We start from the raw sequence: 14,753 nt of genomic DNA on the forward strand, positions 1-14,753 counted from the left end.
CTATGGTAGTGCAATTCAGCGCAGTTTGGTAGCTACGCTGAAGGAAATTTGAATCACAGAGGTTATTGCACTGCCTTTTCATCTTCCTGAGGTAACTTTTCCCAATGTCTGGTAATTAAAGAGAACACCAGTACAAGTACGCCTATGACCCCAGCAAAGGTTGCAATACTGCTGAACAGTGAAGATACATTGCCTGACTCATCCGTTCCGAACGCACCAGCCATTACACCTGCAATAACGCTGCCGATTGAATATGTAAGTACAAATAAACCCATCAGCTGTCCGGAGAAGCGACGTGGGGATAATTTACTGACCGCACTAAGCGCTACAGGACTAAGGCATAGTTCTCCCACAGTGTGAAGGAAGTACGTTGCCACAAGCCAGTAGGGAGCAACCTGCTGTCCGCTCGCTGCGTACATGGCGGCAAAAAACATCACAATAAAACCACTACCCATAATCAGCACGCCCAGGGCGCATTTGATGCCGTAGGACGGGTCTAGCATACGTTTTCCAAGTTGAATCCATAACACTGCGAAAAACGGAGACAAAGCGATAATAAAGATAGAATTCAGGCTTTGGAACCAGGCGAAGGGAATTTCAAAGCTCCCCCACATTCTGTCTGTATTTTCATTGGCAAAAACGTTTAATGATGAACCGGCTTGCTCAAAGCCAGCAAAGAAGCAAGCCGATGCCACACAAATTAAAAACAACGATAGCATGCGTTTCTTTTCGTTGCTGGTGAGGTTGCCAAAGAAAAAGATAAAGCCAAAGTACAGTAGGAAAATAACCGTAAACAGGTATGCTACGTACTCAGCTACCTGGGCCACGTCAATAACCAGAAAGCCCATGGTCATAGCGTAGGTCACTACGGCAAGTGTGATAAGGAAAATGGTAATTCCTGTCCAACTTTTCTTAACCCCGGACGGCGTCATTTCTACCGTAGGTTTAGCCGAATGAGCAGGCAATTTATGTTGTGTAATACGGTACTGAATTAAACCAATCCCCATACCTACAGCTGCGGCACCGAACGCCCAGTGATAACCCTGGTTCACTGCCAGCCAGCCACATACAAAATTACCAATGATGGAGCCGATATTAATGCCCATGTAATAAAGCGTGTAACCACTGTCCCTACGTGCGTCATGCTCCGTGTAGAGCTGGCCAACCATAGCACTGATGTTTGGTTTCAGAAGGCCTGTGCCCAGGACTACCAGGATCAGACCGATAAAGAAGGTTGAAGTGGTGGGGATCGCCAGCACGATGTGGCCGCTCATAATGATAATACCGCCATACCATACGGCGTTTTGTCCACCGAACAGACGGTCGGCTAACCAACCGCCGGACAAGCCCATAAAATAGACCGCACCTGTGTAGAGCCCGTAAATAGCGTATGCGGTTTCTTTGTCGAAACCCAGACCTTGTTGCTGAATGGTCAGGGTCATGAAGATAACGAGAAGTGCGCGCATACCGTAATAGCTCATGCGCTCCCACATTTCTGTGAAGAACAGTGTTTGAAGGCCCCCTGGATGGCCAAAGAAACTGGTATCGTTAGATGTTTTTATTGTCACAATAGAGTTCCGTCTTGTAATGATTGTTATGGTAGTTTACATGAGCAAGCAGGTGTATCAGTCCTGCTGTTCTGTAATATTCTGGCTACTGTTATACCGAAGGAAAGTACTATACACAAGGGAAGGGGTTGCAGATGTGCATTGAATAAAAACGAGCAGTAAAGAGAAATGTCCGTTACTACTCGTTTTTTATTCTACAGTTCTTTGACAGTAGCAACGATAATACGTACCGACCCATAAATTATCAGCAGGATAACGCCGAATAACACCAGGTTATAAAGGGTTTTCGGATAGGCATTGTCATCGGGTAAAGTCGGTGTTTCGATAGTCACTAAGTATTGTAGCTTTTGATAGGCTTCAACCCGAGCATTCTCTAATGATACAAGGGACGATGAAAAGGCTTGAATCGCCAATTGCATTTGCACTTGCAAATTACTGTATTGGGCCATTTGTTCGGTAACAGATAATTCGGCACCGTCTTGTTTATTGCTGAACGTCTCTTTTTGTATGTCCACTTGCTCCCGTAATGCGCCAATTTGTCTTTTCAGGTTTTGTACTTCTGGCGCGGTGGGCGACATCATGGTTTGTAACGTATTGAGCTCAGCTTGTTTCTGAGCAAGTGTCGCCTGTAGTGAAAAGGCAATTTGCTGCGACGCTGCACCCTCTGCGGTTGGGTCCAACACGTTATAAGTTGATTGAAAGGCAAGTAATTCGTTTTTGGCTTCTTTGAGCTTTTCCTCGACCACCTGATGCTCGCCTTTGGCGAAGTCCATTTTTGATTTTGCCAGATTGTTATTAATTTCGTTAAGAAACCGCTCAGCTTCATCAACAATAGCGCGGTTAACAATTTGAGCAAAATCAGCGGTAAAGGCTTTCACTTTCAGCGTGATAACGCTTGAAGCAGAATCGACTTCTACGGTGATATGGTCGAGGTAGTACTGATAAAAATCTACCTGTGTATGGTCTTCTGCTAAGCGGCTGAACATATCCCCATACTCCCCTGAAAAGTGCGCTGATAAGGCAACAGTATTTTCCAGGTAACGCATCATACTTTGCGATTTAATATAACTTTCAATAATTTGACTGTCGTTGGCGGAGCCGCCACCCGCTATCGTACCTGCCAGAAGGCTGGTAGGGTCAAAGGCACTGCCGCCATCGGTAGACTTTATGATCAGCTTACTGATGCTTTCATATTGAGGCGCGGCAATGACATTCAGGTAAAAGGCATAAATAAGCCAGGGGGCAAGGATAAAAACAATCTTGTTCTTTTTTAGTTTATTGATAATGTTGGATATATTCATAATGTAATCGTTGTCGCTGCTACGTTATTCTGCCATGTAGGCATCGATGCCTTCTTCTAAATTTTCAAAGTAGCGTAACTCGCCGTTTTCGATAATGACGGCTGAGGTACAAAACTCCCGTATTTGGTCGAGCTCGTGACTCACCATAATCATTCCGGCAGTCTTACTTTTTTCTCTTAGTGCTTCTCTGGCTTTACGACGAAAAGACGGGTCACCCACAGAAGTGGCTTCGTCCATAAGATAAATGTCGAAATTGATGTTGATACAACATGCAAAAGCTAATCTCGCTCGCATCCCCGCTGAGTACGTTTTAACCGGCAGGTCAAAGCGCTTTCCTACCTCAGCAAATTTTTGTACTGCGGCTTCATACGCTTTGAGCGAGGGCACCTGATTAATCCGGCCGATAAACCGGGTATTTTCCCGTCCACTCATTTGCGGATGGATGCCGGTTTGAAGTGCAACGGGCCAGGACATGGCTTTATTGGTTATAATACGGCCTTTGTCAGGATATTCGCTTTTCGCCAACATTCTGAACAAAGTAGATTTACCCGCCCCATTTTTACCGAGAATCGCTACGCTCTTTTCCGTCGGGAAATCAAAGTTGAGATCTTTAAAAATATATTGGGGGCCCAGTTTGCTCGGATAGCTCTTGGTCAGATTCTCAATTCTAATCATCGCGCCAACACCTTTTTCCAGGAAATGTGGTAAATGGCGAGACTAAAAAATAGAGAGATAACGGTGACTTTAAAAATAAAAAATAGTGATACACCAGCGTTTCCATAAGAGGGATAACAAGCGTAACGAGCCAATTCGATAAAATGTACCAGTGGATTCCACGTGAACCAGTGCCAATATTCTTTCGGTATGTCTTGAAGACTGAAAAATACGCAAGAAATGAACATTAGTGGTCTTGAAAGTAACGCTTTTATCTTGTTCAGTTCGGGTATAAATGTGATAGCTATACCAAGAATTAGACCAATCGATATGCCCATTAGCCATAGAGTTGAGTACAACATAATTAACATCAGTGGGTTGGCCACTTGCAAATCCAGTTGTAAAAGATAGACACCGATGAAAATTAAAACGATGACCCCAATTTTAATACTAAATTCTGTAAACGCTGAGCTCAACAATGCTGCAATCGGCTGGACCTGACGAAATGCCAGAAGTGGTTTACTTTGTTTTAGCGAGTTCGGCACACTGTTTAAACAGGACAAAAAGGATTGCAGCCCCATCAAACCAATCATCATAAACAAAAATACCGGGATGGAATGGACGTCACCTTCCCTTATTAGGCTGCGCAAGAAAGAAAGGAAGAAAACGAACAAGAAGGGCTCAATAAATGCCCACATTAAGCCTAGTTTATCGCTAAATTTACTTTGCAAATCTCGCAAAAATAGGGCGAAGATGACTCTTCGCCACGCAAGTAGCTGTGTTTTCAAAGATAATTCCATCAATTAATCGCTACGTTCGCCGCTACTGCGATTTGATAGATTATCTGTGTGATATCTTTTATTGCCTGCAGGGATTTAACATCGATAGACGGTAGCACTACAACGTGATCCCCTGGTTGTAAATCAAGCCTGCCTTCTCCTTCCGACCAAAAGCTGCTGTGAATACTATCAAATTCCACAATACCGTTTTTTCGGATAATGAGAATGCGATCGTCATCGGCCCGCTGGGTAAAACCACCTGCCCATGCGACGTAATCAGCCGTGGTTGCTTCGTCGTTGAATACAACAGCTTGCGGCATCATTACTTCTCCGGCAACGTGGATCAGGTCGGATACTTCTGGGATCACTATGGTGTCGTTCGGCTCCAGTAGTACATTGGCAATTTCCCCTTTCTCAGCAACGATGACTTTGCCTTGAGGCGCTACTTGTCGAGCCCGTTGAATAAAGTCAGACACCAGCTGCGCTTCCTGCACGCGTATAGAGCCCTCTCCCGTAGAACTAATTGGAGCGGTGTAAATACTACGTTCCAGGCGTTGCAGCGATTGCTCAATTAACTCTCGTTGCTTTTCTGCAACACTTTCTCTCAGTAGAAATACGTTAGTGGGATCGGACAAGGTTTCATCAATTTGGACATAATCCATTACATCTTTGAGGCGAGTCCCTTTGTCTACCATGATTTGCGACGGCCCATTGTGTTGTCCTGCAATGTTTATCTGATACACCATTGGGGGATGGTCGTTAACGAAACTTACCTGATCACCCGCTTGCAAGGTGATGTTGTTAAACGAAGTTAGTGCCAGATATTCGGCAAATTGCTCGTCTTTTCTGAGGCCTGCAACCGAAACATGACTCATAAATTCAGTTGGCCGGGCGTATTCAAGCAGGGTTTTGCCTTCTAATTCGTCATCTTTAAATTCAAAGGTGTAACTATTACTGGCACCTTCTGTTACTGTGACGCGATTTCCAACTGGGTGAACCATGATGGTATCACCGTCCTGAAACGATATTCCAGGTAAAACACCGTGGCGAATAAAGTCGTAAAGATCAGCAGTAGCTATTACTTTGCCGCTGCGCTTAATATCTATTTTTCTAAAACTTCCGCGGTTGAAATCAATACCGCCTGCTCGCTTGAGATAATAAAGTACACTGTCATTGGCAAGACCAGCATACTGTCCTGGGCGTATCACTGGCCCGGTAATATAAACTGAGACCGGCGTAGCAGTTAACAGGTTCACATAAGTATTAACATCGTTGGTATAAACTTGCTTAATACTGTTCGTCACCAATTGATTGACAGACCCTGCCGGTGTGTCTGCCACGGTTACAGGCCCAATGTTAGGAATAAAAATGTTACCTTGGTTATCTACGGTAACCACATCTGAGTAACTAATGGCACCCCACATCCAAATGGATATTTTATCGCCTGGAGCAATGAGGTAGTTGTCATTTAGTCCAGAGCTTCGCTCCGATTCAAACCCACCAATAAAAAGGTTAGCAGCAAACGGCGGGTTAGATAGCGCTTCTTGCATGGGGAAGACATCTTCAAGGGTGGGTTCCCCCGGCAATGTCATTCCTGAGCGGGGTTGATTCGTGTATTGGCCTGCAGAAGCTTGCCCCATGCTTCTGGCGCCCGGTAGTGTGCGTGATGTCTGCACGTTCATCGGAGATACCGAAGAGGTGGACACACTACTGTTTGTCGAGCTACTGCCATTTTGTTGTTGCGCCTGCTCTCTAAGCTGCTGTAAGTCAGACAGCGATTGCGCACTAGCTGAAAATGAATGAGAAAAAAGGGAACAGCTCAAGGCTAATGTAATAGCCAAACGGTTAGAAGACATAAATTTTATCATATCGTTTAGGATTCATTAGGGTTGAGAAGGGGCGCAAGCAATTGCCACTGGCCATTGCGTTGACACATCGCGCGGGGAGTACGAGGCTCACCAGCTGTGAATAATTGTTTACAATTCAGGCCTGTTGCAGAACGATAATTTTTACCCACCAGAAAGGTGGTGTCGGCAATTTGCAACATATTACCAGCGGATAAATTGCCCTGTGGAACAGGAACAACTGCCGAATTCATCAATTCAATATTGTTCCCTGACACGAGGGGGATATTGGCGACAACTGGCGTGGGCGCAGATGAACACCCAGCTAAAGAAATAACGCCAGTTACTAGCGCGACACCTAAGCCATTGATAAAACGCATATCTCAACATTTCCTTCTCTTAACTTGGGGCCTAGCATACCATAAATTTATTACTATGCAGCGCCCAGAAAATATGGGCAGTGTAATTGATTGTTTCGCAAACAACCAGGTGCTAAAAAATCGATTTCTTTTTGTTTGCACGAAAATTGCATAATTTTGAGGAGAGCAGATAGATACTGCGTAAGGATGTGAACGGATCATTGTGAGGGTAGAGCTTACGAGCCGACTTTGATTTCCTGCTGTTAAAGTAGTTGCGCGAGAATGTAACAATCAATTGCTGGTGGTTAGATTGTATTGCCGAAAGGACTATATCAACAGGTTTGCTTTAGTCACACGAGTAGTGAGTTATGTAAAACTTAGTGGCTTGGTACACGGATTTTGAAAAACAAATCTATTTGGCCCCACTTTTAATTAAATCAGGTGGTAGTTATTTTGTTGCTAGTCGATTATCATGTGTCAGTTAATCAAGGTGGGTTAAACGCTTTGTATGATGGAAGCCGTTACAAAATGGAATACTGCAATTTTTACCTCAATACACATGGCCAACAGGGCCGGCAACTATCTCCGTCAGGGTGGGATTATTAGTCAATATGTTTGATTATCTTCAAATTGTCCCGTTATTCACGGCGTTTTTTGTTGCGCTGATCCTGTTGGTGGTGATGACACCGTTGGCGCATCAGTTTGGACTTGTGGACCACCCCACATGCCGAAAACGCCACGCTGGCATGGTACCACTGACCGGTGGCGTGGCGATTTTCATGGCGGTTTTAGTCGCGAGTGTCGCTACCGACGTGTGGATGAAGAATAATCCGCTCTTTTTCACCGCATCCGCATTTATTGTCTTGCTTGGCATGCTGGATGACAGATTCCAATTAAGCGCTAAAGGCAGGCTCATGTGCCAGTTTGGTGTTGCAGCTATTATGGCCTGGAGTGCACAAAACTATATCACCTCTCTGGGTAATATATTTGGATTCGGAGAAACATATCTGGGGTTGGCGGGTTACTTTTTTACCATAGTCTGCGTGGTTGGAGTGATTAACGCGTTTAATATGATCGACGGTATTGATGGCCTTGCTGGTGGAATGAGCCTTATCGTGTTGTTAACTGTGGTCGGCATTCTACTTGCGACAGGAAATGGTGCAGCCATCATGGAGCCACTGATAATAGTCGCAGCCATCGTACCGTTTCTGGCTTTCAATCTCAGTTGGAAAGGGTTTAAAGGGAATAAAATCTTCATGGGTGATGCCGGTAGTATGTTTGTCGGCCTCACTATCGTCTGGTTATTAGTCGACCACACGCAAGGACAACAAGCCGCATTCAGGCCGATAACGGCCGTTTGGTTAATCGGTTTGCCGCTTATGGATATGGCAGCGATCATGTATCGTCGGGCGAAGAAAGGGCAGTCAGTTTTGCGTCCCGATAGAAAACATCTGCACAATATTTTTATGCGGGCCGGGCTGTCCAGCCGTCAGGCATTAATAGCAATTTTATTTCTTGGTATGTGTTACTGCGCAGTGGGTATCCTTGGTGAAGTATATCAGGTTCCGGAATACGTGATGTTCTGGGGTTTCATAGCCTTGTTGATGATTTACAGCTACGTAATCCAAAATATTTGGAAGATGATCAGAAGAGTCAATCGTCATATACGTGCAAAGTAGGCGTCGTTAAAACACGAAATCGTGCAGACGTCTTGCAATATTTTTGCTATGTTTGCGCCCTATAAAAATGATAAGGCGTTCCGGCGGTCGCATTGTACAAAGCAAAAACCACATTTATTCACCAAGGGCGCATTCCAACTACGGCAAATGCACTTGTTGCTATGTCAGTCTATCGCAATGATGATCCCCATTGGCTGGCGCAAGCTGTAGACAGTATTTCTCAACAGACTTATAAGCAGTTCGCTTTCCTTATTGTTATAGACGGCGAAGTTTCTAACCACATCCAGGACGTGCTTATTGATATTGCGCAACGGGATGAGCGTGTATTTCTTGCCAAAAACGATAAAAATGTTGGTCTTGCGGCCAGTATGAATTTCGCTATAGAGTGGGGCTTAGACAAGCCGTTTCAATATTTTTTTAGAATGGATGCCGATGACATTTCTGTAGACGTGAGACTCGAGCGACAAATCGATTACCTTTCAGCCCATCAAATCGTAGGGGTCCTTGGTACAGCCTTAACGGAAATCAACGAAGCTGGAGATAGGGTGGGGGCAAGAGTAATGCCTGCTTCCCATAAGCAAATCTTAAGGGTACTCCCACGGCGTTGCAGTTTGAATCACCCTACTGTGGCGTTCCGCTACGATATCTTCCGCAAAGGTTTTCGCTACGACGCTTCTTTAATGAATACGCAAGACTATTTCTTGTGGATAAAACTGGCGCAAGAAGGCTTCGTGTTTAGAAATTTGAAAGACAGATTATTAGATTTCAGGCGAGTAAATGACTTTTACAAGCGCCGCGGGTTGAGTAAGTCTTTAAATGAGTTTCGCGCGCGACTATACGCCATGCGAGCCTTAAAAAGGCTGACGTTGTGGAATCTATTTTATGCATGTGGCGTGCTCGCTACACGGTTGATGCCAGCGAAGGTAGTTAAACTGGCGTACAAACTGGATCGCAAAATACTCGAGCGGAGTGAAAAGCAGTGAAAACCGGTGTGGTCATTATTTTGTATCATCCCGAGATTGCTCACCTACAAACCGTATTGGATGTGCTTGAGGAGGGAAATAAGCCTATTGTTTTAGTCGATAATTCCGTAGAGAAGCTTGAGTTACCACTTCCTTCTCAATGTGAATATCTTCATTTTCCTCAAAACGTGGGCATTGCTGCAGCTCAGAATTATGGTATTAATTGTCTTAAAAATAACGGCTGTGAAGCGGTTTACATTTTCGATCAGGACAGTGAGGTTTCCCTTGCACTACTGGCTGGGCTCGCCAAAGGCTTAGATCAAGCGATTGAAAAGTTTGGTAAGGTAGCTGCTGTGGGCCCGCAGGTATTCTGTCGTTTTGAAAGCACGGCAGTTTCGCCCAGAATTCAAAAGGCACTGTCGGTAAGTGATAACATGGCAGACGTTAAACAAATTATTGCGTCGGGTATGTTACTTACAGTCAGTTGTTTTGACGATATTGGCGGCAAAGATGAGGGGTTGTTTATCGACGGTGTAGATCATGAGTGGTGTTGGCGAGCCAGAACCCAAGGCTATCATATAATAAAGTTACTTGATGTGTTGATGCCGCATAAACAAGGGGATGGACGACAGGTTATCGCAGGTATCGCTTTTAAAGTTGGGGCTCCCATAAGACTTTATTACCAGGCAAGAAATATACTCATACTGGTTCGTCGACCCTACGTACCGCTTTATTGGAAGATGCGAAATGTTTTAGCCTTACCCGTGAGATGGTGTGTGAATCGCTTCTGCCTGGAAAATGGAAAAATTCGATCTGGATACTTATTCAAAGGGCTGCTACACGGTATAAAGGGCAAAACAGGTAAGTACCCCAGGTAAACTGCCGCTTCAACCTTAGCGCAGATAGTTAGCACGACTGTCACAAAAGTATCACGTTATCGTGCATACAATTTGCTTTAACTCGAAAGAGACAATTTTTTCTTGTTTGTTGCACTAAATCTGGGATTGAATATGGTGCAATAACGCTTCATATTGGTGCATGTGGGAGGTTTTTACATTACTCTGTGGGTTTTACAGACTGGTTATCAGTTCTAGGCGTTTTAAAAGCCAATAGGTAGTAGAATATTTACAGCCAGTTCTACTTAAAAGAGATGCCAGACAGCATTGAAGACAGAAAATAGGTAAGACTTTTGTTATGTTATGCGACACTGTTTCTGTAGTTTACCGACACTTTAATAAATTTTATTTTTTCCCCATGACGGAATAGGGATTGCATTACTCCGTTATCGGTTTGGACTTTCAGTAGAAAAAAGGACACTTGTAAATATGAGTCAAGTTAAGAAAGCAGTAATTCCCGTAGCAGGGCTAGGCACCAGAATGTTACCGGCCACAAAAGCAATTCCCAAGGAAATGTTGCCGTTGGTAGACAAGCCTTTAATTCAGTACGTGGTAAATGAATGTGTTGCGGCGGGTGTAAAGGAAATTATCTTAGTTACCCATGCCAGTAAAAACAGCATTGAAAATCATTTTGATACCTCTTTCGAGCTCGAGGCAACACTGGAAAAACGTGTTAAGCGTCAACTTCTCGAAGAAGTTCAGTCAATCTGTCCTAAAGATGTCACTATTATGCATGTGCGTCAGGGCCATGCTGCCGGCTTAGGTCATGCCATTTTGTGTGCTCAACCTCTGGTAGGAGATGCGCCGTTTGCCGTCGTGCTACCAGACGTTATCATCGACGATGTGGCCAGTAATCCGAAGAAAGACAACCTTGCGGATATGGTAGCCAAATTTAATACAAGCCGTGTTAGCCAGGTTATGGTAGAGCAGGTACCTCAGGAAGATATTACTAAATTCGGTATTGCCGATCTTGAAGGTGTAGATATTAAGCCTGGCGATTCCGCTAAGATCCACAGAATGGTCGAGAAGCCTGACTTGGAGGACGCTCCCTCTGACTTGGCAATTGTTGGCCGCTACGTTTTGTCTGAGAAAATTTGGGATCTACTTGAAGTGACGCCTCCGGGAGCAGGTGGCGAAGTTCAGCTTACCGATGCTATTGATTCGTTGATGAAAATAGAGCAGGTTGATGCCTATTATATGAAAGGTAAGAGCCATGATTGCGGGAGTAAACTCGGTTATATGAAAGCAAATGTGGAATACGCTCTTCGACACCCTGCATTAGGTGACGAATTTAAAGCTTATATTGCCTCTTTGAATGGCTAATTTTTTGTAACACAGACTAAAGAAGCCCGCTGAATAGCGGGCTTCTTTCATTAATGCTTAACTACTTTTACTTTATCGCGTATTTTAGCAAGCATTTTTTGGCCGATACCTCTCACTTCGGTTAATTGCTCTACGTCGTGAAAGTAACCTTTCTCATCCCGGTACGCGATGATCGCTTGTGCCTTACTTTTACCGATACCAGGTAGCGTCATCAACTGGTCTACAGACATGGTATTTAAATCCATGGCTGATTCCGAGGTGATACCCGCAACGTCGAGAGGATCCTTTTCAATTGCATCAGCAGCGAAGGCTGGCATGTGGCTTAACGTGAGTAGTGCTGTGAGAGCGCTAATCAATAGTGTTTTTTTGTTCATAACAGTCATCCTTAAATGTAAATATTTCCTTCGTACGAATCGTACAATGACAGACTAGAACAAAAGTTGTCGTTTGGAGAGTCCAGTTTTAGGACAGTTGAACTTTATGACAGTATAAAAAAAGCGGGCAGTGCCCGCTTTTTCAACATAAATAAAACGCTAGCTACAGACGCTCTAACACTGCATCTGTAAATTCGGTAGTACCGGCCTGGCCACCTAGGTCCCGTGTAGTACGGTCGCCTGTTTCAATCACTTCTTTTAGTGCGTTACGAATCTTTTCTGCCTTGTCACCCATATTGAGATATTCAAGCATTTGAATCGCGGCAAGAATGACTGAAGTCGGGTTGGCCAGATTTTTACCCGCGATATCTGGTGCCGAGCCGTGAACAGCTTCAAAGATCGCGCAGTCTTTACCAATGTTTGCACCGGGTGCCATACCCAGACCACCAACAAGACCAGCACAGAGGTCGGAGAGAATGTCACCGAAGAGGTTTGTTGTTACGATAACATCAAATTGATGCGGGTTCATGACCAGCTGCATGCAGGTATTATCAACAATCATCTCTGTTGACTCGATGTCAGGATAACGTTCGCCTACTTCTCTCGCCACCTTAAGGAAGAGTCCTGATGTAGATTTCAAAATGTTGGCTTTGTGAACCGCTGTCACTTTCTTTCGCCCTTCACGACGGGCGAGCTCGTAAGCAAAAGTGACAATTTGCTCAGCGCCCTGTCGGGTGATTTTGCTCATGGCTTCTGCTTCCTGACCGTCTTCTGAGACAACCTGGCCGAGACCTGAGTACATACCCTGTGTGTTTTCACGTACAGTAATGATGTCGATATCTTCGTAACGCGCTTTGGTGCCTTTAAAGGATAATACAGGGCGCACATTGGCATAAAGTGCAAATTGTTTTCTCAGGCTAACGTTAATAGATGTAAACCCTTCACCTACCGGCGTAGTAAGCGGGCCCTTTAAAGCCACCTTATTTTTTGCAATGAGATCCAGCGTGTCTTGTGGCAGAAGCTCACCGTGATTCTCTAACGCTACCAAGCCTGCGTCTGCATAATCGTACGCAAAGTCACAGCCAACTTTGTCTAATATCTTCGTTGTGGCATCAATAATATCCGGGCCAATACCATCGCCGCGAATAACGGTAATGCGTTGTTGAGTCATGTTGAGGAATCCTTTGATAATTCTTGTCGTAAAATTTCGTTAGGTTGCTAGTGCGTAGTGGGGTATTCCACGTAGCGAAACACCGGATTGCATACGGCTAGTTTTATACGTAGTAAGCGTAGTATACAGAGAATAGAAAATCCCGGTGGTTGGGTATATTTTAACGTAATCGCGTCTGATGTGACAGGAGGCGGGCTATTCGAGAACATAAATGCGGTGAATGTTCATCATAATCCTTTCGTTTCTATTCTGCCATAGGAAGCCACAGCAATGGGCAAATATCACGACGTAATGAAAGAATTTCAGCGTCTGACACCTGCAATATTTTAAGTGATGTGCGGTAATAGAGATCATCTTTTTCGTGGCTTATTCCGTTGAACAACCATTGATTGGTCAATAGCAGGCTCATGCCTAAGATAACCGTGTCAGCTTTTATCCGCTGGGGAATGTCAGCAGGGAACAAATTGCTGTGTGAAATAATACTTTGATAAAGCGGTGGTTGCTGCCATTGAGAAGCCAGTGTCACCGCCATTTTCTGCAATGTGCCATTACTGTCTTTGGCGAACCTGTCGAGACGATATGCCGGGCCTGTGCTCATCGGCCATTTTTTTCGTGTTTTTAGAGCGGGGACAGAATATAACGGTGCCACAGAAAATGTGGTTAAAAGCGCTGCACATTGAGGGGTTAATGAACAAACTGCACTAATTTCAGCCAGCCTACTCGCTATACTGGCAATGACATCGCACACACGGTTGCAAGTGAGGAGTAAGGGAAACCCCTTCTGCTGTAATCGCTGAGTGAGTGCACGTAAGACCAGCATATCCGCCAGGCGTTGCAGGCCGTATGTCATGACTGCTTGCTTTACGTCACTCACTGCGATGCGCAATCGATTTTCCTGACCAGCCATCTGCTTAAGAAAGTCGGCCAGGTCGGGCTGATTGTTCAGTGCCGACACCAATTTATTGATGTCCAGAGCCTGGTCCTGAAGCATGCTGATAATAGAAGCTAAATCTGCTGGTAACTTACTTACCGGATAGCTTCGCGGACTTAGGCTTTTTGTGGCAAGCGCAGATATCTGAGACTGATGTAGACGTTCTTCCCATTGAGAGAGAGTAAGCTTTGTGCCCGAAGAAACCTGGGCCTTTGAGAGTAAAACATCTGCAAATTCTCTATTTTTGGGCAACCAGACGAGTGCCCTGTCTAACGATAGGTGGTTAATTAGAATACCCTGCTGCTGCTTGTAAATCACCTTACTCCCTGGCATGGAATCTAAAGGGTAGTGCAACAGTACAGTGAAGGTTTGTCTCTGATGGACAGGAAGATATGGCATGGCCTGTCTCAACACCTCACCTATCTTGTGGGTTTGGTTGTTGCTCATCGCCACAACTAGAATGTACCAGCGCTGTTCTACCGTGAGGGTGGGAAGTCGTAAAAAAGTAAGCGGGTTGTTGTGGCTCGCTAGCTTACTCAGACGACTAATTTCTGTAAAAAGCAGACGTTTTTTTTGCATCCAAAGTGATCGCTGTAGCTGTAATGCGCGCTCTGAACGGGAGACAGTAGTAACACAGAAAGTCGCGGTTATAAGATGAAGAAGGTAATGATCATTGTATTGTTGGAGTATACCAATAAAGGCCATCAGGCATGCTTGACGCAAGGCTGAATTAGGGGGGAGATTATTGTCGCCGGGCAGGTGGGATAACGCTAGCAGTGAATCGGGGTTGTTTTTGCCCACCGAGAGGAGCGCAGACGCTAGCTCTTCCGCTCTTTGCATGCCAGACGAATTAGCCTCCTGCAACAAAGCGTGCTGTGCTTGTTGTGCAGAATGAGTAATTCCATCCATATT

At 44.8% G+C, this 14,753-nt stretch carries 13 protein-coding genes; 4 read left to right on the forward strand and 9 right to left on the reverse strand.

The genetic code is table 11. The features are described from left to right. Positions 1-62: 62 nt before the first annotated feature. From ACXACM_RS09060 to ACXACM_RS09085, 6 genes are all read right to left on the reverse strand, one after another. Positions 63-1,562 carry a peptide MFS transporter gene (locus tag ACXACM_RS09060; RefSeq protein WP_474824287.1) on the reverse strand — a complete coding sequence of 500 codons (1,500 nt, stop codon included), beginning with the start codon at positions 1,560-1,562 and terminating at the stop codon, positions 63-65. A 200-nt stretch (positions 1,563-1,762) separates the two neighbouring features. After that, positions 1,763-2,869 (reverse strand): KpsE/RkpR family capsule polysaccharide export protein, encoded by a 1,107-nt coding sequence (locus tag ACXACM_RS09065; RefSeq protein WP_474821221.1) that lies wholly within the window; start codon positions 2,867-2,869, stop codon positions 1,763-1,765. Positions 2,870-2,893: 24 nt separating this feature from the next. Beyond that, positions 2,894-3,544 carry an ABC transporter ATP-binding protein gene (locus tag ACXACM_RS09070; RefSeq protein WP_474821223.1) on the reverse strand — a complete coding sequence of 217 codons (651 nt, stop codon included), beginning with the start codon at positions 3,542-3,544 and terminating at the stop codon, positions 2,894-2,896. Then, positions 3,541-4,311 carry an ABC transporter permease gene (locus tag ACXACM_RS09075; RefSeq protein ID WP_474821224.1) on the reverse strand — a complete coding sequence of 257 codons (771 nt, stop codon included), beginning with the start codon at positions 4,309-4,311 and terminating at the stop codon, positions 3,541-3,543. The genes ACXACM_RS09070 and ACXACM_RS09075 overlap by 4 nt, the downstream gene beginning before the upstream one ends. An 11-nt stretch (positions 4,312-4,322) precedes the next feature. Beyond that, positions 4,323-6,158: a polysaccharide biosynthesis/export family protein gene (locus tag ACXACM_RS09080; RefSeq protein ID WP_474821227.1), complete on the reverse strand. Its 1,836-nt coding sequence runs from the start codon at positions 6,156-6,158 to the stop codon at positions 4,323-4,325. Positions 6,159-6,175: 17 nt separating this feature from the next. Then, positions 6,176-6,526, reverse strand: coding sequence for a hypothetical protein (locus ACXACM_RS09085; protein ID WP_474821228.1), 351 nt, complete (start codon positions 6,524-6,526; stop codon positions 6,176-6,178). A gap of 590 nt (positions 6,527-7,116) precedes the next feature. Between ACXACM_RS09085 and wecA the strand changes: the two genes are divergently transcribed. From wecA to galU, 4 genes are all read left to right on the forward strand, one after another. Next, positions 7,117-8,184 (forward strand): UDP-N-acetylglucosamine--undecaprenyl-phosphate N-acetylglucosaminephosphotransferase, encoded by a 1,068-nt coding sequence (gene wecA / locus ACXACM_RS09090; RefSeq protein WP_474821229.1) that lies wholly within the window; start codon positions 7,117-7,119, stop codon positions 8,182-8,184. A gap of 92 nt (positions 8,185-8,276) precedes the next feature. Next, positions 8,277-9,167: a glycosyltransferase gene (locus ACXACM_RS09095; RefSeq protein ID WP_474821231.1), complete on the forward strand. Its 891-nt coding sequence runs from the start codon at positions 8,277-8,279 to the stop codon at positions 9,165-9,167. Next, entirely contained in the window at positions 9,164-10,024 is an 861-nt protein-coding gene (locus ACXACM_RS09100) for a glycosyltransferase family 2 protein (RefSeq protein ID WP_474821232.1), read from the forward strand. Before ACXACM_RS09095 ends, ACXACM_RS09100 begins: the two co-directional genes overlap by 4 nt. Before the next feature lie 447 nt (positions 10,025-10,471). Further along, complete coding sequence (galU, locus tag ACXACM_RS09105; RefSeq protein WP_474821233.1) at positions 10,472-11,365, forward strand: UTP--glucose-1-phosphate uridylyltransferase GalU; 894 nt, start codon at positions 10,472-10,474, stop codon at positions 11,363-11,365. Between the two features lie 50 nt (positions 11,366-11,415). Here galU and ACXACM_RS09110 read toward each other — a convergent pair whose 3' ends face one another. The 3 genes from ACXACM_RS09110 to ACXACM_RS09120 form a co-directional block, all read right to left on the reverse strand. Then, positions 11,416-11,739 carry a ComEA family DNA-binding protein gene (locus tag ACXACM_RS09110; protein WP_474821235.1) on the reverse strand — a complete coding sequence of 108 codons (324 nt, stop codon included), beginning with the start codon at positions 11,737-11,739 and terminating at the stop codon, positions 11,416-11,418. Between the two features lie 163 nt (positions 11,740-11,902). After that, on the reverse strand, positions 11,903-12,910 hold the full coding sequence (locus ACXACM_RS09115) for an isocitrate dehydrogenase (RefSeq protein ID WP_474821237.1): 1,008 nt from the start codon (positions 12,908-12,910) through the stop codon (positions 11,903-11,905). A gap of 244 nt (positions 12,911-13,154) precedes the next feature. Further along, complete coding sequence (locus ACXACM_RS09120) at positions 13,155-14,750, reverse strand: hypothetical protein (protein ID WP_474821238.1); 1,596 nt, start codon at positions 14,748-14,750, stop codon at positions 13,155-13,157. Between the last annotated feature and the right edge of the window lie 3 nt (positions 14,751-14,753).

The organism is Alteromonas sp. AWQ4_252, from assembly GCF_056158205.1.

Coding starts and splice junctions, on each gene's coding strand:
- ACXACM_RS09065 (WP_474821221.1), bottom strand. CDS start 2,869: ATGAATATATCCAACATTATCAATAAACTAAAAAAGAACAAGATTGTT.
- ACXACM_RS09070 (WP_474821223.1), bottom strand. CDS start 3,544: ATGATTAGAATTGAGAATCTGACCAAGAGCTATCCGAGCAAACTGGGC.
- ACXACM_RS09080 (WP_474821227.1), bottom strand. CDS start 6,158: ATGTCTTCTAACCGTTTGGCTATTACATTAGCCTTGAGCTGTTCCCTT.
- ACXACM_RS09085 (WP_474821228.1), bottom strand. CDS start 6,526: ATGCGTTTTATCAATGGCTTAGGTGTCGCGCTAGTAACTGGCGTTATT.
- wecA (WP_474821229.1), top strand. CDS start 7,117: ATGTTTGATTATCTTCAAATTGTCCCGTTATTCACGGCGTTTTTTGTT.
- galU (WP_474821233.1), top strand. CDS start 10,472: ATGAGTCAAGTTAAGAAAGCAGTAATTCCCGTAGCAGGGCTAGGCACC.
- ACXACM_RS09110 (WP_474821235.1), bottom strand. CDS start 11,739: ATGAACAAAAAAACACTATTGATTAGCGCTCTCACAGCACTACTCACG.
- ACXACM_RS09115 (WP_474821237.1), bottom strand. CDS start 12,910: ATGACTCAACAACGCATTACCGTTATTCGCGGCGATGGTATTGGCCCG.
- ACXACM_RS09120 (WP_474821238.1), bottom strand. CDS start 14,750: ATGGATGGAATTACTCATTCTGCACAACAAGCACAGCACGCTTTGTTG.